The sequence below is a fragment of the Dehalobacter sp. genome (assembly GCA_023667845.1).
Taxonomy (GTDB): domain Bacteria; phylum Bacillota; class Desulfitobacteriia; order Desulfitobacteriales; family Syntrophobotulaceae; genus Dehalobacter.
In genome coordinates this window covers 1-23734 of the sequence record JAMPIU010000144.1, presented here as the reverse complement: position 1 = coordinate 23734, position 23734 = coordinate 1, and the positions used below count along the sequence as shown (strand labels likewise).

Sequence of the window (23734 nt, the reverse complement as noted above, 5' to 3'; positions counted from 1 at the left end):
CGCATACAATGAGCCTGTATTCCACAATGGATCGAGAGTTCCTAAAATGGGTTTGCCTTCAAATAATCCAATTGATCATAAAAATCAGAACCGAGGAAATATTTTTTCGGTTTCAACTCTTGTCCTTTGGCCTTTGCTTCCAAAGCAGCCTTGACTTTTTCCGGGGAGGCAGGAAGTTCATAAATCCTGACGCCCACAGCGTTATTGATCGCGTTTATCACCGCCATATGCTGGCTGCACTGGAAGACTTCCGATGCTCCTGTGGAGCCGAAAGGACCGCATGCTCTCGGATTATCGTCCATGAACATAATGTTTATATTATCGGGGATGTCCTTAATATAAGGAATTCCTGCGCCTGCCATCGTGGCATGTTTTTTAACGTCTTCGTATTGGGTCTGCAGAGCAAATGAAATACCGTGAGAAAGCCCGCCGTAGGCCTGCCCTTCGACTGACAGGATATTCCCTATCCTGCCAACATCGGCTACCCCGGTCATTCCCAGACATGTTGCTTTGCCTGTGGATACTTCGACAGCCACTTCGGCTATGAAAGCGCCATACATGAGCGATGCGAACGGATTGCCGTCCAGCGTATTAGGGTTAACACTGGGGCCGGCGAAACTTGTGCTGGACTTGCCAGCATATTTTGTCGGAATGCCTTCCGCCACCATCTCGTCATAGGTTCGGAAAGTCCCATCATCCTTGCGCATCGCTCTTATGAGTTTTTCGGCGGCGTCTATAACAGCGTTTCCTGTCATAAAATGAGAACGGCTGGCTGCGGCAACGCCGGAATCAGGGCAAAGATGACTATCGTTCATGTGCAGTCTGATTTGGTCTACGGAAAGCCCCAATGGTTTTAATGCCTCATGCGTAACCGTCAAAGTACCGATATCGCCGCCTTGTCCCTGGTCCTCCCAAGTATTAAAATGTGTTACCGTGTCGTCAGGATTTAATTCCAAATGAATTTCGGCCATATCCATATTGGCCATAGCCACGCCAAACATGGAGGTAACGACGCCGACACCGCGTTTAACTTCCGGTGTGCTTGCCGCTTTTGCTTCAGCAAGCGCCTTCTGGTAATAGGGACGAAGTTTATCCATTATATTTGGCATTACATAATCTCTAAAAGGATGGCCTGTATTGTTGGTCTGTCCCTCGCGGGGAAGATTGATATATCTGAATTCAAACGGATCCATCCTCATTTTTTCAGCCAACATATCCATCATTGCTTCAGAAGCGGTATATGCCTGTACAGCTCCAAAACCCCGATAAGCTGTGCCGAAAGTATGATTGGTTACAGCACATCTTCCTATCCCGGCTATATTTGGAATGACGTATTGCATACCCATTGAAGACATTGCTTTGTACTGCTCGGCAGTTACCTCGTCGGCGAAAGCGCCGCGGTCAAGGGCGATATCATATTCCATCGCAGTCAGTTTGCCTGCTTCATCACAGGCTAGCCTGCCGTTGGTATATCCCGGCGCCCGCTTGCCGCTAAAATGCTGATGTTCTTCATAGGACATAGTAAGTGTTAACGGTCTATCCTTTACAACCATCAGACATACTGCCATCAATGCATAGTTAAGTCCGCTGCATGCCCAACCGAAACTGCCTCCGGTCGGATTTTCAATCAATCTTAATTTTTCAATTGGAATGCCAACTCCGGCGGGTAATTCATGCCGGGCCCAACCAATCGCCATTGTTTTGCAGTGAATCGTCATGTTGCCTTGTTCATCCCAGTAGCCCTGCATAGTATTGCCTTCAATAGAGAGATGAGCTTCCCTGGGGGAATAAAAACTGCCTTCTACAGAACAAAAGGAATTATCAATGACCTCGCTTGCGTCTTCTCCTTTAATATGGGCTCCCACCATAAACATGTTAGGAGTTTGTCCGTGAATTGGTATGGCATCAGGAACAACTGCATCTAACAGGTTCATATATTCCGGCAACGATTCAATTTCAACGATGACTTTCTTGGCCGCCTCACGGGCAATTTCCTCGCTATCCGCAATAACTACCGCGACGACATCCCCATAGCGGCATATTTTTTGGTCGGCAATAATTGGAAATTCATTTCCTTTCAATAAGGAGCGCGGATTAAAAATTGGAGCCAGCATGCGGTTTGTACCTTGAACATCTTTGGCCGTTACGACTTTATAGACGCCCGGCACCGCCTCGGCGGGAGCTGTATCTATACTTAAGATCTTGGCATGAGAAGATACTTTTGGCTGGACAACAGCTAAATGCAAGGTGCCTTCAGGCATTTTATATTTAATGTCGTCACCGTAATCGCACAGTCCTGTTACCTTGGCCAAGGCGGAAGGTCTGGGCAAAGCCGTGCCATAAATTCCATTTTTCGTTTTTTCCATGTCAAACGTGATATCTTTCATGGAGGCTTCGCCGCGCATTACTTTGGCTGCGGCCATAACAGCGTCGACGATAGGCTTATATCCTGTACAACGACACAAATTACGGTGTTTTTGGAACCAATCGCGAACTTCTTCCCTTGTAGGATTGACATTTTCTCTCAATAACCCCAACGCCGACATAATGAACCCCGGGGAACAAAATCCGCACTGGACACCTCCATAAGTGATGAAGGCTTGCTGCAGCGGGTGAAGGTTAGTGGCTGTGCCAATCCCCTCAATCGTTTCTACTTTGGCGTATTCCGGGATATTTTTTATCTTACGGGCACAGGAACGTACAACTTTCCCATCCAGGATGATTGAACAAGACCCGCACTGTCCCACGCCGCAGCCGACCTTTGTACCTGTCAGCCCTAATCTCCTTAGGGCAGTCGCTAAAGTGTCTTTTTCCGGATCACAGATAAACATCCGGTCGACTCCGTTGATATTTAGAAACTTTTTACTTAAGGCCATTAGATTCACTCCAATCTTTTAATTCCGAATTGACATGTTTTTCAGCAAATGTTCGGACTGGCGGGTCATTCGTCATGCCCGCAGGAACAGGTTTCCGCATGATGCGAATGGGAATCGTGACCGGTACCGCCAATATGATCGGTAATAAGTTCTAACATATTCTCATGTTCAATAGCATCCGGTATCGTAAGCCCGGCACCCAATGATCGCGTTACTCCTGCCGCGGCGAGTATCTCAAACGGTATCCGCTCAATTTCACCGCAAATCACCGACTCGCAATTTCTCTGAACAATTATTTTTGCGAACTCTTCATTTTCCGTATCTTGACTTCCCCTGCGAACTTTTTCGCAAATACGCTGCCGATCCATTTCTACAATTAATAACCAGCAGGCATCAGCAAATTTAGCCGTAACCTTACTCTCCATATCACAACCATCGGCAGCTATTGCAATCTTCATTTTCCTCTCCTTCCTTATAAATAGTAGATCAGTAATATTCGTTATATTGATCCCAAATGTGTTCAAGCGATTGATCAACTTCCATGAATCACTTTAGTTTTTTACAAAACGCGGAAAAAGCTTTAATGCGGTTTCTGCTGCAATCATATGTTGTTCATCCTCTTCCAGGCCAAGGTTATCAGCAATATCCGTTACGCTTTGGGCTATACCTTTTTCAAGCCTCATAGGAAAATCCGTCCCGAAAAGGACATGGGATGCTCCAGCCAATTTTTTCAAGGCGGGGATTGAATAGGGAGAAGCTGAGAGCGCCAGCTCATAATAAAGCGTGCTTAGAGGCGCCAGCACCTCCGCGGGAGATTGGGTGATACCGTTCCATTCTTTAGCAATACTCAAACGATGAGCAAGATATGGGATTGTCCCTCCGGCATGGGCAATAATCCAGCGAATATTGGGGTATTTTTCGATCTTTCCCTTGTAAACGAGATCCATTATTGATCGGGTTGTATCAAACGGAAATTCGTAAACTGCAATATCCCGCCCAAATAAAGGCAGATTGTCGCCGGCAGGCTTGCCGGGATGAACAAAGACGACTGCCGCCCGCCTGTTTAGTTCCGCTAAAATTTCCTCCATACGCTCATCACCGAGATAAACGCCGTTGTAATTGCTTAAGAGGATAAAGCCATCAGCATTAAGGTCATCATAGGCATAAGCAATCTCATTTAAGGCGTCATCGACACTCAGGCAGGGAAGGCTCGCCAGGAGACCATAGTGGTTCGGATCCTTTGCGCATATTTCTCCCATGAAAATATTGATCTGGCGAACAATTTTAGCTGGAGAAGGCGCCGGGAGCGATAGCAAGGCCCCCGTAACTCCCAGGCGCTCCATAACCTCACGATCGTAATCAATATTCCACTCCGCTACTTGCATTCCGCTGCGCTTCGCTTCAGCAACCATTTCGGGAAGAAACGCATGATGGTGTACATCAATCAATGTTTTTGATTTAAGCATAACTTCTAATCCTTTCTGATTTTATTTACCCGTTATTTTTTCATTATCTTAATATAAAGGGATACTCTTTTGGCTGATTAGAATCATAATGACAACTGCAGAAATTAATACGATAAACAGTAAATCTTTGAGGCATATTTTACTTTTCATTTTAACCTCGATGTTTAATGTGCATTTTTATTTGGTTAGCAGGGTACAATACAATTTTGTCCGACATCTTTTTTATCCATTTTCTGAGATGCAATATTATCTCGTTGATTAACAGTCCTGGGCAAAAAAACCTGCACCAGAATCTTTGTATAAAAAAAGAGGCAAAAAAAACTACCGGTAAAATAAGCCACTGAATACCGAACCCCTGCCTGCCAAATAAGGTGGAAAAAGGTTCATACCCTGCAAAACTAGGCGTTTTGGTTAAAAAAGCCCCTATAAGGGCCATGTATACCAGTACATACCGTAATTTGGCTATTTTTGTTTCGATTGACTTATTGCAGCATTTGAATTTGCCGCCGCCGATTTTTGCAGTTAATTCCTGCAAGGCACCAAAAGGACAAAGCCAAAAACAGTATACATTCTTTCCTAGTGTTAAAGTGATCAACGGAATTCCAATCAAGAATACATACCAAACCAGATTTTCATGGAAGGGTGGAAAATGGCCCATTAAAAGTCCTGCAATATTCGCAAGAGAAACAGGTGTATTGTACCAAAAGCCAATCAAGACTAAACTGCTGATAAGTGTAACCCAGCGTAGTCTTCTCCGTTTGAGTGCAACTCCAATCAACATTAATGCGACCAATACAATAACAGCTATTTCTTTTGCGCCAAATTTAAACGGTTCCTCCTCATCATCCTGAACAACCAGTCCAAATTGCCTTCGGGCTACTTCATGGCTTCCCTTGGAGACAGCTTTGGCAATACCCTTTGAGGAATAAGTAGCACCCGAAATACGGTCAATGTCTTTATCAATAGACAAAGGGGCGACAATTATCTTACCAATAAACTGTTCAAGATATTTCTTCTCTGTGATCTTTTGAATGTAGGAAGGCGTATCCTTATGATCTGCAATAATTACCCCGACGATTTTTCCCTGCAGATCGATTCCGGTTACGATTACAATGGGTCCACCGTAAGCAACAGCTTCGTCTATTACCACGTAGCCAACTTTTTCTTCGTTACCGTTACGGTTTTTTATTCCTTGATATATCGACGGAGAAGAATTAACTTTTTTAAAAACTTGGGCTTCAGGAAGGGCTTTTATCAAAAATGGCTGCAAGTCTTTTTCTGTCTGAGTCCAACTGAAGCCCAAGGCTACAAGTAATACAAGTATTGCTGCTAAAGTGACAAATTTCCTAAATGCTTTCATTATTGCTTATACCTTATTTCTACTTATGAAATTGCACTATCTTTCGCATTATTTTTAAAAGTTAATTTGGATATTAAATCATTCCATTTAACCGTAAGAAGAATAAGACAGAGGAAAATTCCTCCAAATATCAGTAATCCCATACCGGCAGCTTGAATTTCTGCCTCTGCCAAACTGCTGACAATCCATGCTATGGTGAAAGCTCCCCATAAAACAGATATTAGAGCCAATACCCACTTCGTTTTGGACATTTTTCCCGCTACCTGGAACTTTAAATAAACAAACCAAAAGGCCGATGCCACAAGTGCACCCAGAATCAACCAAAAAATAATCATACTAATATCACTCCTTATTCAACCTTACTATTTATTCCAGAAATCCTTTGTTGCATCTTCAACGCTAATCTTGCCATAACCGAACAAATCATCAAAGAATCTTAGGACTGGCCTTGCAGGGGTCCTTGTCCCCAATCTGACAAGATCATGATGCCATTCATCACTTTTATTGTAAGGACAAACTTTAATACAAATACCGCAGTCAGTACCGACTTCTGCCCACTGGGATAAACATTTCTCGCAGTCCATAGCCCATTTCTTCACACCACCATTTGTCGAAACGGTTGAAACATCAAAGCTGGGTTCTTTCTCTTTGGATATCGCACCTGAAGGACAGGCATCCGCGCATTTTCTGCAGTTTTTGCAAAATTCCATTGCTCCAAAAGTAATCGGCTTGTCAATAGCTAACGGCAAATCTGTAAACACTTTGCATATCCTAACTCTTGGCCCGAATTCAGGAGTAAGAAGAATACCAATTCTGCTCAATTCTCCCAAACCGGCTTGGACAGCCAGCGGAACGCTCAAAGCCGTATCATTGCCGCAAGCAATGGCGTGATAACCTAACCGCCGAATGAAAGCACTTACTTTATGCGCCGTAACACTCATATTGGAATAAATATTGGCTGTTGACGCCATTTCGAGAAAATCCGGAGCCCCTTGAAATCCTTCATAGCTCATTTCCAGAGCCATAACGACCACATTCGTAGGCTTAAAAGGCAATACGTTCGGAACACCTTTCATTGTTTTCATATCGAAAACAGTTTCAAAGACCCAACGTTCGTCATATGGGGCTATCCCGACCAAGCTTGCTCCGCAAAATTCTGCCGCTTTTTTAACAGCCTTGCTCGCAAGCTCAGGGCTGTCAAATTTATATACATCGGGATTTACTGGATAGTCCCATTTATATAATAGTCCTTGTGAAGCAAACCCTGGAGAATGATAACCATTAATATCACCCTCAATAGATCCCGCGCCCGCCATCAAGGCGTCCTCAAGCCTGCCCCTGCCCGGTCCTTCTTTTGAAGGAAATTCCCCGGTATGTTGACCGAAATAACGGGCGAACAAGGGGGCTGTTACCGGATCTCCCGCATAAGAGCGCATAATAACATTTTTACACTGATCATACCGCTTGTAATCGGCTGAAATTTCAACGGGCATATCATTATGCTGTACAATATCCGCCGCTTCAGCTATCCTGTCCACTCCCGGAACCCCCGTCAACTGATTCCCCAGTAAGGCTGCACCCGCTACCCCAACCCCCATTCCCAGTGAGGTTTTCAAAAAAAACCTCCTGCTTAGTTTCTTCGGGATACTCTTTTTTTCTTCCAGGTTCTTTGTGTTCTCATTACTTAAGTCCATACATGCATATCCTCCTTTTAAACTTTGTCTAAAAATTAGCATAGTTCAAAGTAATAGGATAGGTGTTTTCACTACTAAGGTAGCTTAAGCTACATCTGTTTCTGGATTGAAAGTGTATAATGAATATTAGATAATGGGATATTAGATAATAATAAACATTGACTCTATTTCTACTATGGTGGAGGTTGGTCATTTATGGAGCGATTAAACAGAGAAGAGTTTTCAATTATTTGCAAACGTGATAATATCTCCAAAGCATTAATTAACAAAGGGAGAGAATCACTTATTGCTAAGAATACAATGATAGCCTCTCCCGGTGACCTTCCAAATGAATTATGTTATGTCAATAAGGGTAGCGTATTCGCTTACGAATACTCCCCGAAAGGGAATGAACGAATAGTGGGAATTTTTGATGAAGGCAGTATATTATGGGAAACTTGTTTCCTTTTTCAAATACCTCTCACTTATTACTTTAAGACAACAAAGGACTCTTCTTTAATCTCTATAAAGCATAGTGACCTCATGAATTTATTAGCAACAGATTTGGATGTAACATTGTCTATTCTACGGTCGCTGACTAAAAAAATGGTTTCCATGATGAACCTGGTAGATGAACTACTCTTTTATAATACGGAATGGAGAATCTGCAATCTTCTTATAGTAATGGCCGAAAATTACGGTTTAAAAGAAGAGGCAAAGATTAAATTGAATATTAATATTACTCAACAGTTTGTGAGCAACCTGCTTGGTATTAATCGAGTCACGACCGTAAGAGTTATTCAAAAATTAAAAAAAATGAAGCTAATTGATTTTACTAATGGGTACTACTATATAAGAGATATTCAAAAACTAAAAGACTATCAGACAAAAATATAGCATAGCTGTTAAAAGTATTCCGTCCTTTGATGTATTTTCCTAACTTTAAGGAGTCATATTATAGAATTACTTAAACCCATTGCATTGCAGTATTCTGGTTAGACTATGTCTGCCTCTTTTCTTCCTGCAAGATAAGGCAATGCTTGAAAGTAACCTGTGTGGCCGTAGGTTCTTAACGGAAAATCCTCTTCCCTTATCACCTGCAAGGGCTGCCTCTATTGCTACGATTTAAGCAAGCAAATTAGATTGTGTTGCAATATCTTGAATAGAGCTAATAATTGAGTTGGTTTCAGTTATCTCTGAGAAACCTTTGTGTCTTTATCCACATTATCAATGTGTAATAGATAAATCACTAAGGCCTTTACGATTTCATTAAAATAATTGTTTTTACAAAGTGAACTTATAGTTGCCTGCTTTAAGCAGGTATAGCTTTATACTTAATCAGAATAACTGAACTATAAAGGATTATCGTCATACCTGGTTGACTTTTTCTTAAGTAGACTAAGGAGTTGATTGCCCAATGAATATGTCGAACGGCAAGAAAACCATAAAAAACACTAAAAATCTATATGATCAGGATCATAATTGGCAAGACATATTGGATTGTTGGAAAAGATGCATTGAGCAAAATGCAGATCCAAGGCAGATGTCTGTTATAAGAAAAGAAATTGCCGAATCATGGCTACGATCAAGGGATATGAATGTTAACCCATATACGTTTCATTCTGCCAATCTGCTTGATAGTGCAAAATTCGAAATGATAAAAAAGACCAAAAAACTGCTTCTCGACACAGCACTTCCAATTATCCATGAAACAGAAAAAATGTTACATTCGATCACCCCTTCTTGTATTACCAGCTTGGCCGATGAAAACTGCATTTTACTATATACACACAAAGATGCCCAACTTGAACTTGAGACCAATAAAATTAACATCGGGCCTGGGTTCTGTTTTTCCGAAAATGTGATTGGTACTCACGCTGTAGGGACTTGTCTTGCCCTTCAAGCTCCCGTGCAAATCAATGGCCCCGAACACTATTTCTATGGTTTAAAGAATCTTATTGCTTCAGCAGCAGCACCAATATTTTACGATGGATATTTAGTCGGATTATTTGGAATAACGACTGTTGTTAAGAGCAGTCACGATAAAATTTTAGCCCCTACATTTTTTAACATCTCCTGCTTAACGGCACGCGCTATACAAGGCCAGTTAGAGTTGTCACGCATCAATCGTAGACTCGCTTTAAAGAACCGTTTCTTACATACTACTCTTAGTTTTGTTTCTGAGGGATGTTTATTGACAGACGATCAAGGAACTATTATTCTAGCAAATGATTCAGCAAGACGAATGATTAACTTAAATGATGATAATGTGGATCTTATTATTGGCCGCAATCTTAATACAATTATTGACAATCAATCAATTATCCAAAGTGTAATAAAGTATCCTCAAAAAGCAGCCAATTTTGTGACAAGTATCCATATCGAAACAAAAAATAAGTATACGTGCTCAATGAATCCAATCATTAATCCCGAGAATGGGTGCCTTGAAGGGATTACTGTTATCCTAGATCCGCTTCCAAATAATAAAGCGGTAATTAAGTCACACTCTCAGTCTGATGCAAAATTTACTTTTCAAAACATTATTAGTACCAGTACAAAATTAAAACAAATTATTAGCCAAGCTCAGGTCTTCGCAAAAACTCCTGCTAACATTCTGATTCTAGGGGAAAGCGGAACAGGTAAAGAATTATTCGCTCAGGCAATACATAACGAATCCCGCCCCACCGATCCTTTTATAGCTTTAAATTGTGCTTCACTCCCAAGAAACCTTATAGAAAGTGAGCTTTTCGGCTATGAAAAAGGCTCTTTTACCGGTGCACTTAAAGATGGTCAAAAAGGAAAGATTGAATTAGCTAATGGCGGAACATTATTTTTAGACGAAATTGGCGATATGCCTCTTGATTTCCAACCGACACTCCTAAGAGTACTGGAGGATAAAAAGGTTATGCGTATAGGAGGAAATCGCAATATACCAGTAGATTTCAGAGTTATTGCTGCGACCAATCAAGACCTGGAAAAACTGGTAAAAGAAAAAAAATTTCGTGAAGATCTTTATTTTAGATTGTGTGTATTGCCGATATCTTTACCTCCTTTAAGAGAACGAGATGGAGATATTGAAATACTGACAAGATATTTTTTAAATATTTTTTCTAATAAAGAAAATAGTATTATACCTAAGATTACAGAGGAGGCATGGGAGTTATTACGTAATTATTCATGGCCCGGCAATATCAGAGAATTGGAAAATTGCCTGTTTTATGCAATCAGTGCATCGCAAAAAGACTGCATACAGTTATCGGATTTTCCTGAAAGAATACGGCACAGACCCGATTCATATTTAAGCCAAGAAGCCAACCAAAAGAAAATTCCATTTTTCGCAAATACCTTAGTTAATCCAAATAGTGATATATATCAGAAATCTAATCAACTATTATCGATTAGCCAAATAGAAAAACAAGCTATTGAAACCACAATGCGATGCTTAAATAATGATACAAAAAAAGTTTCTGAAATCCTAGGAATATCCAGAACTACTCTTTACCGGAAACTAAGTGAATACCAAATAAGTATAACAAAGTAAATTAATCATTGAATTAATTGGAGTCCTATGTCTCCCAGCACACTATCAAGAGTTGATATGTTTATTGTTGGCCAGAAATAATCGTTCTTAAAAATTGTATCATTCCATACACTTGAAATTTATTTATCATAGATTCACATTTAGCACTAATTGAGGATTAGCAACTTTAATCCCATAAATCTTTTCCAACTCACTAATACACCTAGCAAATTTAATAGGATTAGTATTGCCGATACCTCTTTAGCGAAGATAGCATACTTAACATGGACATACAGTGTTTTAAATAACCTTTAAGCTGTTTGAATGTTTAGATTGAAGAATTATATGGAGAAATAATATAACCGCCTAAATTGGCGGATAATTTCAAAATTATATAGCAAAAGAGACCTCGAAACAGGTCTCTTAGTTTGTTCAAATTCATTATTTTTGCCTAGGCTCCTGACTAGGTTTTTGACTAGGAACTTACAGATACTTATAGTAATTTGCGGTATTTACTGCGATATAACTATTAACACAAAATATCATCAAACCGTTGGTACGCAAGTATTTGAAGGTCTATGCTTTAAAATGTTATCCGTTTAAATGAGCCTAGAATCAGTTAAAATTAGCTGGATAGGTGTGCCACTACCCAAACCTAAATTCGAACGGTTTAACGGCTTAAAGACGCTTTAAAAGCGAGATTTATTATTACTAATTGCTATTCTATTTCACTTGGCTTTATTCAATTTCTAGTCATTTTTATTATAAAAAAAGACCTTTTTTTACAGGTCTTTTCTATTGTTCTAATTCATTATTTTGTTGACCGAATTTTGACCCAATACTTACGGATTCTTAGAGATATTTACGAGTATTTATCCTTAATTATGGACAAGTTGTCCAACCCCCATATCTTTTCGAAAACAGCAAATCCTTTTGTATCAACGCTTCTAGCGTTTCATTTTGTTTTCACCATTTAGTAAAATGGTGGGTTTGAGAGGACTCGAACCTCCGACCCCTGCGATGTCAACGCAGTACTCTAACCAGCTGAGCTACAAACCCAAAATTGGTGCCGAAGACCGGAATCGAACCGGTACGAGGGGTAAACCTCGCGGGATTTTAAGTCCCGTGCGTCTGCCAGTTCCGCCACTTCGGCGTTTGGAGGCGGCACCCAGATTTGAACTGGGGGATAAAGGTTTTGCAGACCTCTGCCTTACCACTTGGCTATGCCGCCATAAGTTTTTGGAGCGGGTGACGAGATTCGAACTCGCGACTTTCACCTTGGCAAGGTGACACTCTACCACTGAGTTACACCCGCATGATCATGGTGCCTCAGGACGGAATCGAACCGCCGACACGAGGATTTTCAGTCCTCTGCTCTACCGACTGAGCTACCGAGGCATAATCGATGTTCGAGGCACGATGTTCGATGTTCGAACTTGTGTATGCCTCTGCGGTATCTAATCCGCAATAGTTGATCTATAATTCCAAGTACCGTGGTGACTATTCGCTATGGAATTTAACTTCCACCTTTCGAACTTCGAACCACGAACTTCGAATATCGCGTATGGCGACCCCGATCGGATTTGAACCGACGATCTCCTGCGTGACAGGCAGGCGCTTTAAACCACTAAGCTACGGGGCCAATTCGGTATTCAGGCACGACGTTCGATATTCGAACCTTCGTATTCCTCTACAGTAAGTTTCCCGATGTTCAGTTCGTACCTTCCGCTCTTCAAGCAATATCTTAATATGCTTTTTCGAACTTCGCGCGTCAAACTTCGAACTTCGAGTTTGGTGGGCGATGACAGGATCGAACTGCCGACATCCTGCTTGTAAGGCAGGCGCTCTCCCAGCTGAGCTAATCACCCAGGCTTGCTGTGACGAATTATAGTATACACAAATATCGATGGTGTGTCAAAGGATTTTTTGCGTAAAAACAAGACATCTTCTGATGGATTGTTATTTCACAGCAAGCGAAAAGACCCGGGTAAAACCGGGTCTTCGTTTACCTTGAGACTGTCAGCTGGTCGATACTTTTTCTTCCGCACGAATTTCCTCATAATTGATTGAGCGGGTATGCATTGTATGCGACCACTCTTTCTTGTTGCGGTGAATGAACCCGGCAATAATGATCGGTATCCAGCTGTACATAAAGATCGGATACAGAATCAAGCCAAAATAGGCCTTGGTAGGCTTTTTGTCCAAGTACAGGGACAATATGGCAAAAACAATAACACTTCCGGAAAGAACCTGCCAGACACCTGCAGGAATATAGTCAATAAACAAGTTGACATAATAAGGGCGCAGAAAGAATAACACCTGCATCACAATAAACGAAGCCGAAATAATCAAGAAGAACGGCTGAAAGAGATGCATCGCTGCATCAAAATACAGCCACTTTTTCTCGCGGAATCCTTTTACAAGAAGAATAGGCAAATATCTGCAGGCAACGTCAACCTGCCCCTGAGCCCAGCGTTTCCTCTGATGACAGGACTGTACAAAACTAAGCGGCTTCTCGTCATAAACGACCGCGTCATGCGCCCAGCTGGTTTTTATCCCATATACCAAGGCTTTCATCGTAAACTCGAGATCTTCAACCAAAGAGTGAGCTCCCCAGCCAAATTTCTTAAGTACATCGTAGGAAATACACATCCCCGTACCAGCCAGGGTATTGGAAACTCCGAAATTAAACCTGGCCAGCTGTACCAGCCTGTTCATCATCCAAAATGCAATTGAAAACGAAGTGGTGACCCAGGTATCATAAGGGTTCTTGGAATCCACATAGCCTTGAATGATTTGATCTCCCTGACAGAGCTTTTTATTCATCTCTCTGAGGAAATTATCCTTGACGAGATTATCGGCATCAAACAAAACAAAAGCATCATACGTATGGTCTAAAGCAAAAATCTTCGCAAATAAGTATTCCAAGGCATAGCCTTTCCCGCGTTTTATCTCATCAAAACGCTTGTACACATTGGCTCCAGCCTTTTTTGCCAGGTAAGCAGTGTTATCCGTGCAATTATCGGCAACAACAAAGACATCAAAAAGTTCTCTCGGATAATCCAGATTTTTAAGGTTGTTAATCAGCGGCGCGATTACCCTTTCCTCATTATGAGCTGCAACGACAATCGCAAATCTATTCTTGGGCTCGAATTCGTCATTTTCAGATTTCCGGTGCATCCCTAGAATTGATAAAATAAAATAATACAAAGTCACAAAAATAATGATGACTTGTAGAGAAATCATAATAATGTTAAAAATTTCTTGCATGATACTGGAAAAGCTATCCAAAAATCTTACCCCCCTCAATTTATCAATTTTAGCAGATATTACTGCTGCCTGCAATAAGACTTGTACAATATCTTAAGAATATATTTTATTATTCTTTTAAGGCAGCGAAGATACACAAATGTTTATATTTAAACATTTTTTTGAAAGTCAGTCATCGATAGAACCATTTATTTTTTACGTCTGAATAATTTATAGATGATGATGGAGGCAAAACCAATCATCATCACGATTAACAGCAGGCTGATCTTTAACGCCAAAAAGACGGAAGACCAGTAGGTACCGGCAACCTGTGTCCCGCTTACGAAAGGTATCATATTACGGAACAGCGCTCCAATACCCTGCCCTATGATCACCATCAGGATAATTCCGACGGTTATTAACAGTATTCCCAGAAGACCGATTGGACTATCCGAATGTCTTTTATTTAATTTCTGCCTTTTCCACCAATAGTATTCTACTAAAAGTTCACGACGAATACGCTCCCACATTTGTCGTCACCTCAGTATATCCTATGAAAAAGACAAAGCCTCAAGTACGAATTCGACGGATTTTTCCATCTGGTCAATTTCGACATATTCTTCGCGGGTATGCGGTTTATGATTACCGAGGCCCAGTGCCAGACATGGTATGCCGCGGGAATTTAAGATATTGGCATCAAGTCCTCCGCCAGTTGAAGTTAACTCCGTGTGAATGCCGAGCTTCTTCCCTGCCTTCAGTAAATTCTGAACAGCAGGATGTGCCGGATCTATGCAGAACGCTTCATAGGCAAGTTCCTTTGTATAGCTGAAATTTGCCTGGTTCTTAGCTGCAACAGTTTCAAATTTCTCAAGAATTTTATCAGCTTCAATTTCAAGTTTGGCTTGATGGTGACTTCGTACCTCTGCCGTAATTTGTACCTTTTCAGCAACCACATTACGCGCTGTTCCGCCGGTAATGATCCCGAAATTACTCGTTGTTTCCTGGTCTATCCTTCCTGATTTCAAGTCCGCAATGGCTTTGGACACAACAACAATTGCATTCACGCCCGTTTCCGGTGCCAAGCCCGCATGTGCAGCTTTACCCTGAACAACCAGATCAAGCGTGATATGAGAAGGTGCTGCGTGAACTACGGTACCCACAGGGCCGTCACCATCTAAAACATAGCCGAAGTCAGCTTTAAGGGCATAATCAAGATTTTTTATGCCATAGAGACCAATTTCTTCCTGCACGGTCAGAACAACTTCAACCGGGCTATGCAGGATATGCTTGTCTTCTTGAAGCCTGCTCAGTACTGCGAGTATCACGGCTATTCCAGCTTTATCATCCGCCCCTAGGATGGTCTGTCCATCGCTGCGAATGACCCCTTCCTCAATCCGGGGTGTCATTCCTTCGATCGATGCTACCGTATCCATATGAGCTGCAAGCATGATCACCGGTGCACCCTCACAGTTGCCCGGCAGTACTGCAATCAGGTTGCCTGTATCACTACCGGTCCTGACGGCGGAATGGTCCTCATAGACATCAGCACCGAGCTCCTTCAGCCTTCGTTTCAGATAGCCTGCGAGTTTCCCTTCTTTTTTGGACGGACTGTCAATGGAAACAAGCTTAAGAAATTCATCCGTAACATTGATTGACATAGTTACCTCCGATCACTCATGCTTTCACTCATAGAATAAACAACCGCCCTATTATTTAGACGGATTTTCTTGGGATAATTCGTCAACATATAAATAATATTTTCCAGTGCCTCATTAACTATTAAAATATCATCTGACTTTATCATGAAACAAACACTATCATCCTATGTGTATGGCTCAAAAATATTTTTCACGGCAAACCAGATGTTAACCCGGTATAGTACTATACCGGGTTGCAAGTCAGCCCTATTCCAGTTCGTGAATAAGCAGTCCGCTTCTCAGTTTGGGTTCAAACCAGGTAGATTTGGGTGGCATAAGCTTATCTGCATCAGATACGGCAAAAAGTTCATCAATCGATGTCGGATACATCGAAAAAGCAAGTTTCATATCACTGGCCACCCGCTTTTCCAGTTCCTTCAGGCCACGTATACCACCGACAAAATCGATTCGTTTATCCGTTCTGACATCTTTGATATCCAGGATCGGTGTTAAGAGATAATTTTGCAGCAGTGAAACATCCAAGCCTTCCACAGGATCATCGCAAAGAATCTCATCCCTAGCCTCCAGTTTATACCATGATTCTTCCAAATACATGCCAAAGACCGCTTTTTTCTGAGGTTTATAGGGTTCAGCCCCCATTTTGGTTACAATAAATGCTTTTTCTATTTCATTCAGCAGGGCATCTTTCTGATAACCATTAAGATCTTTGACCACTCTATTGTAATCCAGGATCATCAGTTGATCGTGCGGGAAAAGGACAGAAAGAAAATAGTTGAATTCTTCCTCTCCGTTAAAACCGGGATGGGCGTCTCTTCTGCGCAAGCCTACTTTTACCGCCGAAGCCGCTCTGTGGTGTCCATCCGCAATATAGATGCTCCGGGTATTTTGAAATCCGGAATAGATCGCAGCCAAATCATGATCCCCGTCTATTTTCCAAACGGTATGTCTGATTCCGTCCGGAGCAGTGAAATCATAGAGGGGGCTTTCTTGTTTAATTCGGCTGACAACCTCATTAATTCCCTGTTGAGACCGATAAGCCAAAAAGATCGGGCCGGTCTGGGCCTTGCAAATGTCGACATGATTGATTCTGTCAATTTCCTTATCTTCTCTGGTTTTTTCATGTTTTTTGATAACATTGTTCAGGTAATCATCAATCGCGGCACAACCGACCAGGCCCGTCTGGGAACGGCCATCCATCACCAGTTCATACACATAATAGCAGGGTCTATCCTCCCTGACAAAAACGCCGTTTTGGATCATTTCCTGCAGACTGTCTCTCGCTCTCTCATAGACCCGGGTATCATAAGGACTGACCTCAGGAGCGAACTGGGTCTCTGCCCGGTCAATCTGCAAAAACGACAACGGTTCTTTTCTTACTTCAGCTAATGCTTCTTCGCGGTTATAGACATCATAAGGAAGTGCCGCGACTTTCGCAGCAAGTTCTTCCCTCGGCCGCAGCGCTTTAAACGGTCTGATCGTAGCCAAATCCAACCCTCCCAATACCAACAATATCAACAATATCAACTTTCATTATTTTACGATTTTGACTCTGTAGACTCCTTCAATCGCTTCAATTTTCTGCTTTATTTCCGGTGTGGATGGTGCCTCAATATCAACCAAGGTATAGGCATACTGGCCTTTGCTTTTATTAATCATATCAGAGATATTAATATTCTCCTGAGCCAGGGCCGAAGTGAACTGACCAATCATATTCGGGATATTTTTGTGATGAATCGCGAGACGGCCGGCATTATCCGGATAACCGTTGTCACAGTCGGGATAGTTCACGGAGTTTCTGATCGTGCCGTTTTCAAGATAATCCATGAGCTGGCTGACAGCCATCACCGCACAATTATCCTCTGATTCACAGGTGGAAGCTCCCAGGTGCGGAATAGCAATGACTTCATTTAGGGGCGCCATTTTAGGAGTAGGAAAGTCGGTAACATATTTGAATACCTTGCCAACTTTTAGTGCTGCAATCATATCTTCTTCATTGACTAAAGAATCGCGCGAGAAATTTAGAATGCGGACGCCGTTCTTCATCATCTTGAAGGCTTCTTCATTCAGCATCCCTTGAGTTGCATCGGACAAAGGTACATGGATGCTGATGAAATCACATTCTTTATAAATCTCCGCCAAGGATTTGCTGGGCTTGATATATTTAGACAAATGCCAGGCTGAGCGGACAGAAATGAACGGATCATACCCATATACTTCCATGCCAAGTTTCATCGCCGCATTCGCTACGAGAACCCCAATCGCTCCAAGCCCGATTACACCAAGTTTCTTGCCGCTGATTTCAATACCTGCATACTTGGCCTTATTTTTCTCAACAAGTTTAGCAATAACCGGATCATCTTTAACAGTATTTACCCAGTTTACGCCGTCGATAATGTCACGGGATGCCAGAAACAGTCCGGCAAGTACCAATTCCTTAACACCATTGGCATTAGCCCCCGGTGTATTAAAAACAACAATCCCTTTTTCAGCGCATTTATCAAGCGGTATATTGTTCACTCCTGCTCCGGCCCGGGCAATTGCCTGCAGAGAATCCGGCAGGTTCAGTTCATGAACACTGGCACTTCTGACCAGAATGGCATCCGCCTCTTCATAGTTATCCGTAATAGCATATTCGTCCGAGAAATTGTCCAGCCCAATCCTAGCAATCGGATTTAAACAATTGATTTTAAACATACAGACACTCCTTTACTCCTGATTGTATAAAGATGATTTTCTTTCTCAGATGTTTTCTTCTTCAAATTTCTTCATGAATGCGACTAACGCCTTCACGCCTTCCATGGGCATCGCATTGTAAATGCTCGCTCTCATTCCTCCGACTGAGCGATGACCTTCTAAATTCACCAAGCCGGCCTCTTTGGCTTCTTTGGTAAATTTCTTGTCCAGTTCTTCTGATCCGGTTACAAACGGCACATTCATCAGTGAACGGTCTTTCTTAACCACTGTTCCTTTAAACATTCTGCTGGAATCAAGATAGTCATATAAGATTGCGGCTTTTTCCTCATTGATTCTTTTCATGACTTCGAGTCCGCCAAGTTTTTTCAGCCATTTAAATACTTTGCTGCAAATATAAATGCCATAGGCCGGCGGTGTGTTATAGAGCGACTTGTTGTCTGCCTGTGTTTTGTATTTCAACATGGTAGGCGTTCCCGGCAGCACATCATCAGTAATCAAGTCTTCCCGGATAATGACGACGACAACACCGGCCGGGCCGACATTTTTTTGAGCCCCGGCAAAGATCAAACCATATTTGCTTACATCTACAGGTTCAGACAAAAAATCCGAAGACATGTCCGCAACCAAAATTTTGTCACCGGTTTTGGGCAGTTCTGCAAACCTTGTTCCGTAGATGGTGTTATTATGGCAAATGTATACATAGTCGGCGTCCTCGGAGATCTTCAGATCTTTCAGATCAGGAATATACGTATATGTTTTGTCTTCTGAGGAAGCAAGGACATTAATTTTACCGTAGATCTTTCCTTCCTGAATTGCTTTTTTAGCCCACTGTCCGGTGTTAAGGTAATCGGCAACCCTGTTCTTCATTAAATTCATTGGGACCATGGCAAACTGTTGTGATGCACCGCCTTGCAGGAATAGTACCTTATAATTATCTGGGATATTTAGCAAATCTCTAAGATCCTGCTCCGCATCACCAATAATTTTTTCAAAAGCTTTGGAGCGATGGCTCATTTCCATCACGGACATCCCCGTGACATCATAATCCAGCATTTCCTCAGCAGCTTCTTTGAGAACTTCTTCAGGCAATACTGCCGGTCCTGCAGAAAAATTAAATACTCTTGTCATTGTAAATTCCTCCTCCATTATCATATTAGTATTCTTTCACTTTTGTATAGCGCTATGAAAAAAAGCAAAATCCACCCCAGTGTTGGGGCGGATATTCCGCGGTGCCACCCAAGTTTTAGCCATTTCTTCATAAAGTGACAACGTCTTTCATCTGCAGAAATACATAAATAAAACCTCTAATCCCAAAATCAGGGACGAGAGGTATTCCCGCGTTGCCACCCATGTTGCCAAATCGGCCAACTTATGTCCGCGATATCGGGCGGAACCCGCACAATTCATCATCGGCCACTCCAGGATGGAATCTCATTACATGTTGGCTGACTTGCACCGGCCATCAGCTCTCTGAACAACATTTAAATCAGACTTTCCTCTCATCGTGTTTGAGCATATAGGTTATTTTCAATATAGTAATGTATCCGGGATGATTTGTCAAGTGGATAGATAATCTTCATTTTTCTCCATCCAATTGTGCAGATAAACCCCCTCTATACATAAGAAACAGAGCACCCATTGATGCTCTGTCCTCATTTCTTAATTAACCTTTGCCACCAGTAAATCGCGTCTGTTGATATTGCTCTGTTTGTTGGTATTGTACTGTCTTTTGCTGATAAGGAACATTACAGCAGGGCATAGTCGGAAAGCAAATTACTGGATAATAACACGTACATGCATACGAATAAAAGCCTTTTCCAAAAAGGTGCATTTTTTGTTACCTCCTCGTATAAATTTTTTAAACAAAGTAGATTTAGATTTTATATTCCCATTATATTCCATACTACTTTTTTTGAAATTAGTCCATATATTTTATTAAATTTTTAACCAAACAAAGACCTGGCAAATAGTATAAACAGGGGTGATTAACATGTATTCGATTGTGCTTTCTTTAAATAAACGTCAGCTTTATGTGTCCGAAAACAGTCAAATCATCAGGACCTATCCGGTTGGTATCGGGAAAACAGCGACACCTACTCCAATCGGATCTTATGAAATCATTAGTAAAGTACCAAATCCCGGAGGCGTATTTGGTGTGATGTGGCTTGGACTCAGCATCCCTGGATATGGAATCCATGGTACAAATAATCCTCAGTCAATTGGCCGACAAGTTTCTAAAGGCTGTATCCGCATGCTTAATAAAGATGTCTTAGAGCTCGCTAGAATTATCCCCACTGGCACCTCAGTCACTATCCGTTCTTAATTAATAATACCCCTATTGTCCGCCAATCGGTCAGATTTGTATCTGCCTAGACCTATTTTCCGTATCGTCGCTCCAGGAGGTTCCTCAAACTTTCTAGGCGAACACCCTCACTCCATTAATGTAAAGAGACTACATCACTGGATGTAGTCTCTAATTACCTGGCAACGTCTTATCTTCCCTTACAGTATTTTCAGCCCAGGAGGATACTCAACCGTAACCGTCTAATAAGTCGGTGTATGGAAACATCACTAAAGCAGTGAGATAATATCCTCTAAACTAGAGTTATTGGAGTTTTTCAAGTTTACTTTAAAAACTCCAAAAGGAGGAGTTAGTGATGGATAGCAGAGAAGCCACTCGACAATATCGATTGAATCAGTGGGCCCAGCGCATCCGTGAATGCCGCAGCAGCGGGCAGAAAATTGCCGACTGGTGTGCGGAGCACGGTTTAAGCGAGACGACTTACTTCTACTGGCTGAAACGTGTCCGTGAAGCAGCCTGCGAAGCCCTTCCCGCGCTGAATGCCGAAAAGAATCCAATCGTGCCGGTAAATATTGCGTTTCCTGTAGCCGACGCTGACCATAAACGTCAGGACTCATCAGCAGATATTGTTGTGAGCTTGGGTGCCGTAAGCTTGGAAATCCACAACAGCGCAGCACCTGCCTTAATAGAAAATACCTTGAGGGCGCTCCAAAATGTTCGGTGATATCTCCAAAGCAGAGAAAATCTATATCGCCTGCGGGTATACCGACATGCGCAAATCCATTAACGGGCTGGCCGCTTTAGTCCAGCAGAACTTTCAGCTAAACCCATTCCAGAACAGTCTGTTTCTCTTCTGCGGCCACCGGCATGATCGACTGAAAGCACTCTACTGGGAAGGCGATGGCTTCGTATTATTATATAAGCGGCTGGAAGCCGGTAAATTCAGGTGGCCGAAGAATTCCGAAGCAGTCCGCAACGTCACTTCCCAGGAGTTTCGCTGGCTTATGGAAGGACTGTCCATTGATCAACCAAAAGCCGTAAAAAAACTGGGTAAAGAGAAGTGTTTTTCCCTGTAAAAACTTTGGGAAAAGTGCCGAAAGTCCGCATAAATGCTGGATTGTTTGGTATTTTTATGGTAAAATATAAGCAGCGAAAAACGCAAAGGATATCGTAATTTGATGAGTACGGCTGAACAGATCAAAACGCTGGAAAATCGCATATCCGAACTGGAGAAGGAAAATAGACTCCTTCTGGAAACCGTACACCATCTAACGCGTAAACTCTATGGCCGAAGCACAGAGAAGACATCCGTTCTATCCTTAGGACAGATGTCTCTTTTTAATGAAGCGGAAACCGAGACCGATCCGAAGTCCAAGGAACCTGACTTGAAAAAGGTCGAGGGTTACCGGAGAAAGAAAGTAAATGGCCGGCGGGAAGAACTTTTAGAAAATCTGCCGCATGAAAAAAAGCTCTGTACCCTTGTTGAAGATGAACGTTTTTGCGAAACGTGCAATACCCCGCTTAAATCCGTCGGTGAAAAATTTGTGCGTACAGAAGTTGAATATATTCCGGCTAAGCTTAGGGTAATTGACCTTTACCGTGAGACCTTCGAATGCCGCAGCTGCCGCAAAAATGGTCTGCCTTACATGGAGAAATCCCCGATACCTGATTCGGTTATTCAGCACTCCTTAGCGACTCCTTCCACAGTGGCTTGGGTCATGCACCAGAAGTTTGTAAACGCGCTTCCCCTTTACCGTCAGGAAAAAGAGTGGAAGACGCTCGGTTTGTCTTTAAGCCGCGCTACCATGGCTAACTGGATCATAGCTGCGTCCCGCGATTGGCTGACCCCCATCCTAAAAGTTATGCATCAAGAGCTCCTTAAAGAAAAATATATTCATGCTGATGAGACTCCTGTTCAGGTGATGAATGAGGAAGGTCGCAAGAATACAAGTGATTCTTACATGTGGGTATACACTACCGGAAAGCATACTGAGCATCCTATCCGGATCTTTGAGTATGAGCCCGGAAGAAATGGAATTTACCCACAAAAATTTCTGGAGGGATTTAAGGGATACCTTCACTCGGATGCTTACGCCGGTTACAAAAAGGTCGAGAACATCATACGCTGTCTTTGCTGGTCACATCTTCGCAGAAATTTTGTCGATGCTTTGCCTAAAGACATCCGTGGTCCCGATGATACGCTATCTGGTCAGGGGATTACTTATTGCAACAAACTTTTTGAAATTGAAAGTACTCTTGAAAATCTGACAAGTGAAAAACGCAAATTCGAACGTCTGAAACAGGAAAAACCAGTATTGGATGCTTTTTGGGCATGGATTGATTCTGTCGAAAACAAAGTTCTTCCCAAATCCAAACTGAGTAAGGCCTTAAATTATGCTTTAAACCAAAAGCAAGAACTGATGAATTATCTGGAAGACGGTAACTGCTGTATTTCCAATAACCTGGCAGAAAACTGTATTCGGCCCTTCACTATTGGACGCAAAAACTGGCTGTTCAGCGGAAGTCCCAGAGGAGCCGCGGCAAGCGCAGCCGTTTACAGTATGATTGAAAGCGCTGAAGCCAATGGCCTAAGTCCTTACAAATATCTTTACTATATTCTTAACCGGCTACCGGGTGAACAGTTCGGTCAGTATCCTGAAATCCTTGAGGATTATCTGCCGTGGAGTCCGGAAGTTCAGGAAATCTGTAAATAGAGCAAAACCTCAGTTTACACTGGGTTTTGCTTTTTTTCTATACACTTTATTGTTTGACGCTTACAACCTTCCTACTGGAACACGCGTACTCCATTAATGTTAAGAGACTACATCATTCGATGTAGTCTCTCGTTTACCTGGCAACGTCTTATCTTCCCCAAAGAGTATTTTCAGCCCAGGAGGTCTTAACTTCCGTGTTCGGGATGGGAACGGGTGGTACCC

General features: G+C 42.2%; 18 protein-coding genes, 7 tRNA genes and 1 rRNA gene. 6 read left to right on the top strand and 20 right to left on the bottom strand.

What is annotated here, in order from left to right; translation table 11 throughout:
- Positions 1 to 41: 41 nt before the first annotated feature.
- From NC238_13130 to NC238_13105, 6 genes are all read right to left on the bottom strand, one after another.
- Positions 42 to 2876: a molybdopterin-dependent oxidoreductase gene (locus NC238_13130; protein ID MCM1566850.1), complete on the bottom strand. Its 2835-nt coding sequence runs from the start codon at positions 2874 to 2876 to the stop codon at positions 42 to 44.
- 65 nt (positions 2877 to 2941) lie between these two features.
- Positions 2942 to 3334: a hypothetical protein gene (locus NC238_13125; GenBank protein MCM1566849.1), complete on the bottom strand. Its 393-nt coding sequence runs from the start codon at positions 3332 to 3334 to the stop codon at positions 2942 to 2944.
- A gap of 93 nt (positions 3335 to 3427) precedes the next feature.
- Positions 3428 to 4342 (bottom strand): amidohydrolase, encoded by a 915-nt coding sequence (locus tag NC238_13120; GenBank protein ID MCM1566848.1) that lies wholly within the window; start codon positions 4340 to 4342, stop codon positions 3428 to 3430.
- Positions 4343 to 4493: 151 nt separating this feature from the next.
- Positions 4494 to 5702, bottom strand: a complete 1209-nt coding sequence (locus NC238_13115) for a 4Fe-4S binding protein (protein ID MCM1566847.1) — start codon at positions 5700 to 5702, stop codon at positions 4494 to 4496.
- A gap of 23 nt (positions 5703 to 5725) precedes the next feature.
- Positions 5726 to 6037, bottom strand: a complete 312-nt coding sequence (locus NC238_13110) for a dehalogenase (protein MCM1566846.1) — start codon at positions 6035 to 6037, stop codon at positions 5726 to 5728.
- A gap of 27 nt (positions 6038 to 6064) precedes the next feature.
- On the bottom strand, positions 6065 to 7396 hold the full coding sequence (locus NC238_13105) for a reductive dehalogenase (protein MCM1566845.1): 1332 nt from the start codon (positions 7394 to 7396) through the stop codon (positions 6065 to 6067).
- 195 nt (positions 7397 to 7591) lie between these two features.
- Between NC238_13105 and NC238_13100 the strand changes: the two genes are divergently transcribed.
- On the top strand, positions 7592 to 8272 hold the full coding sequence (locus NC238_13100) for a Crp/Fnr family transcriptional regulator (GenBank protein MCM1566844.1): 681 nt from the start codon (positions 7592 to 7594) through the stop codon (positions 8270 to 8272).
- A 520-nt stretch (positions 8273 to 8792) separates the two neighbouring features.
- Entirely contained in the window at positions 8793 to 10916 is a 2124-nt protein-coding gene (locus NC238_13095; GenBank protein ID MCM1566843.1) for a sigma 54-interacting transcriptional regulator, read from the top strand.
- Between the two features lie 961 nt (positions 10917 to 11877).
- Here NC238_13095 and NC238_13090 read toward each other — a convergent pair.
- The 13 genes from NC238_13090 to serC form a co-directional block, all read right to left on the bottom strand.
- Positions 11878 to 11954: transfer RNA gene (locus NC238_13090), tRNA-Val, on the bottom strand.
- Positions 11955 to 11959: 5 nt separating this feature from the next.
- Positions 11960 to 12048: transfer RNA gene (locus NC238_13085), tRNA-Leu, on the bottom strand.
- 3 nt (positions 12049 to 12051) lie between these two features.
- A tRNA-Cys gene (locus tag NC238_13080) sits at positions 12052 to 12126 on the bottom strand.
- A 9-nt stretch (positions 12127 to 12135) separates the two neighbouring features.
- A tRNA-Gly gene (locus tag NC238_13075) sits at positions 12136 to 12210 on the bottom strand.
- 7 nt (positions 12211 to 12217) lie between these two features.
- Positions 12218 to 12293: transfer RNA gene (locus NC238_13070), tRNA-Phe, on the bottom strand.
- Between the two features lie 167 nt (positions 12294 to 12460).
- Positions 12461 to 12537: transfer RNA gene (locus tag NC238_13065), tRNA-Asp, on the bottom strand.
- A gap of 150 nt (positions 12538 to 12687) precedes the next feature.
- A tRNA-Val gene (locus NC238_13060) sits at positions 12688 to 12763 on the bottom strand.
- 151 nt (positions 12764 to 12914) lie between these two features.
- A complete protein-coding gene (locus NC238_13055; GenBank protein ID MCM1566842.1) occupies positions 12915 to 14186 on the bottom strand; it encodes a glycosyltransferase in 1272 nt (423 codons plus the stop codon).
- Positions 14187 to 14353: 167 nt separating this feature from the next.
- On the bottom strand, positions 14354 to 14674 hold the full coding sequence (locus NC238_13050; GenBank protein MCM1566841.1) for a hypothetical protein: 321 nt from the start codon (positions 14672 to 14674) through the stop codon (positions 14354 to 14356).
- Between the two features lie 21 nt (positions 14675 to 14695).
- A complete protein-coding gene (locus NC238_13045; GenBank protein ID MCM1566840.1) occupies positions 14696 to 15802 on the bottom strand; it encodes a M20/M25/M40 family metallo-hydrolase in 1107 nt (368 codons plus the stop codon).
- Positions 15803 to 16048: 246 nt separating this feature from the next.
- Complete coding sequence (locus NC238_13040) at positions 16049 to 17287, bottom strand: DUF1015 family protein (GenBank protein ID MCM1566839.1); 1239 nt, start codon at positions 17285 to 17287, stop codon at positions 16049 to 16051.
- A gap of 45 nt (positions 17288 to 17332) precedes the next feature.
- Positions 17333 to 18496, bottom strand: a complete 1164-nt coding sequence (locus NC238_13035; GenBank protein ID MCM1566838.1) for a phosphoglycerate dehydrogenase — start codon at positions 18494 to 18496, stop codon at positions 17333 to 17335.
- A 45-nt stretch (positions 18497 to 18541) separates the two neighbouring features.
- Positions 18542 to 19624, bottom strand: a complete 1083-nt coding sequence (serC, locus tag NC238_13030; protein MCM1566837.1) for a 3-phosphoserine/phosphohydroxythreonine transaminase — start codon at positions 19622 to 19624, stop codon at positions 18542 to 18544.
- A gap of 862 nt (positions 19625 to 20486) precedes the next feature.
- On the opposite strand from serC, the gene NC238_13025 reads away from it, so the two are divergent.
- The 4 genes from NC238_13025 to NC238_13010 all read left to right on the top strand — a co-directional run bounded on the left by NC238_13025 (position 20487) and on the right by NC238_13010 (position 23512).
- A complete protein-coding gene (locus tag NC238_13025; GenBank protein MCM1566836.1) occupies positions 20487 to 20819 on the top strand; it encodes a L,D-transpeptidase in 333 nt (110 codons plus the stop codon).
- Positions 20820 to 21153: 334 nt separating this feature from the next.
- Entirely contained in the window at positions 21154 to 21522 is a 369-nt protein-coding gene (locus NC238_13020; GenBank protein ID MCM1566835.1) for a transposase, read from the top strand.
- Positions 21512 to 21874 (top strand): IS66 family insertion sequence element accessory protein TnpB, encoded by a 363-nt coding sequence (tnpB, locus tag NC238_13015; GenBank protein ID MCM1566834.1) that lies wholly within the window; start codon positions 21512 to 21514, stop codon positions 21872 to 21874. Before NC238_13020 ends, tnpB begins: the two co-directional genes overlap by 11 nt.
- 102 nt (positions 21875 to 21976) lie before the next feature.
- The gene (locus NC238_13010; protein ID MCM1566833.1) at positions 21977 to 23512 is read left to right on the top strand and encodes an IS66 family transposase; all 1536 of its coding nucleotides are present in this window, start codon (positions 21977 to 21979) and stop codon (positions 23510 to 23512) included.
- A gap of 135 nt (positions 23513 to 23647) precedes the next feature.
- Here NC238_13010 and rrf read toward each other — a convergent pair.
- Positions 23648 to 23734, bottom strand: a 5S ribosomal RNA gene (rrf, locus tag NC238_13005); the annotation flags it as partial.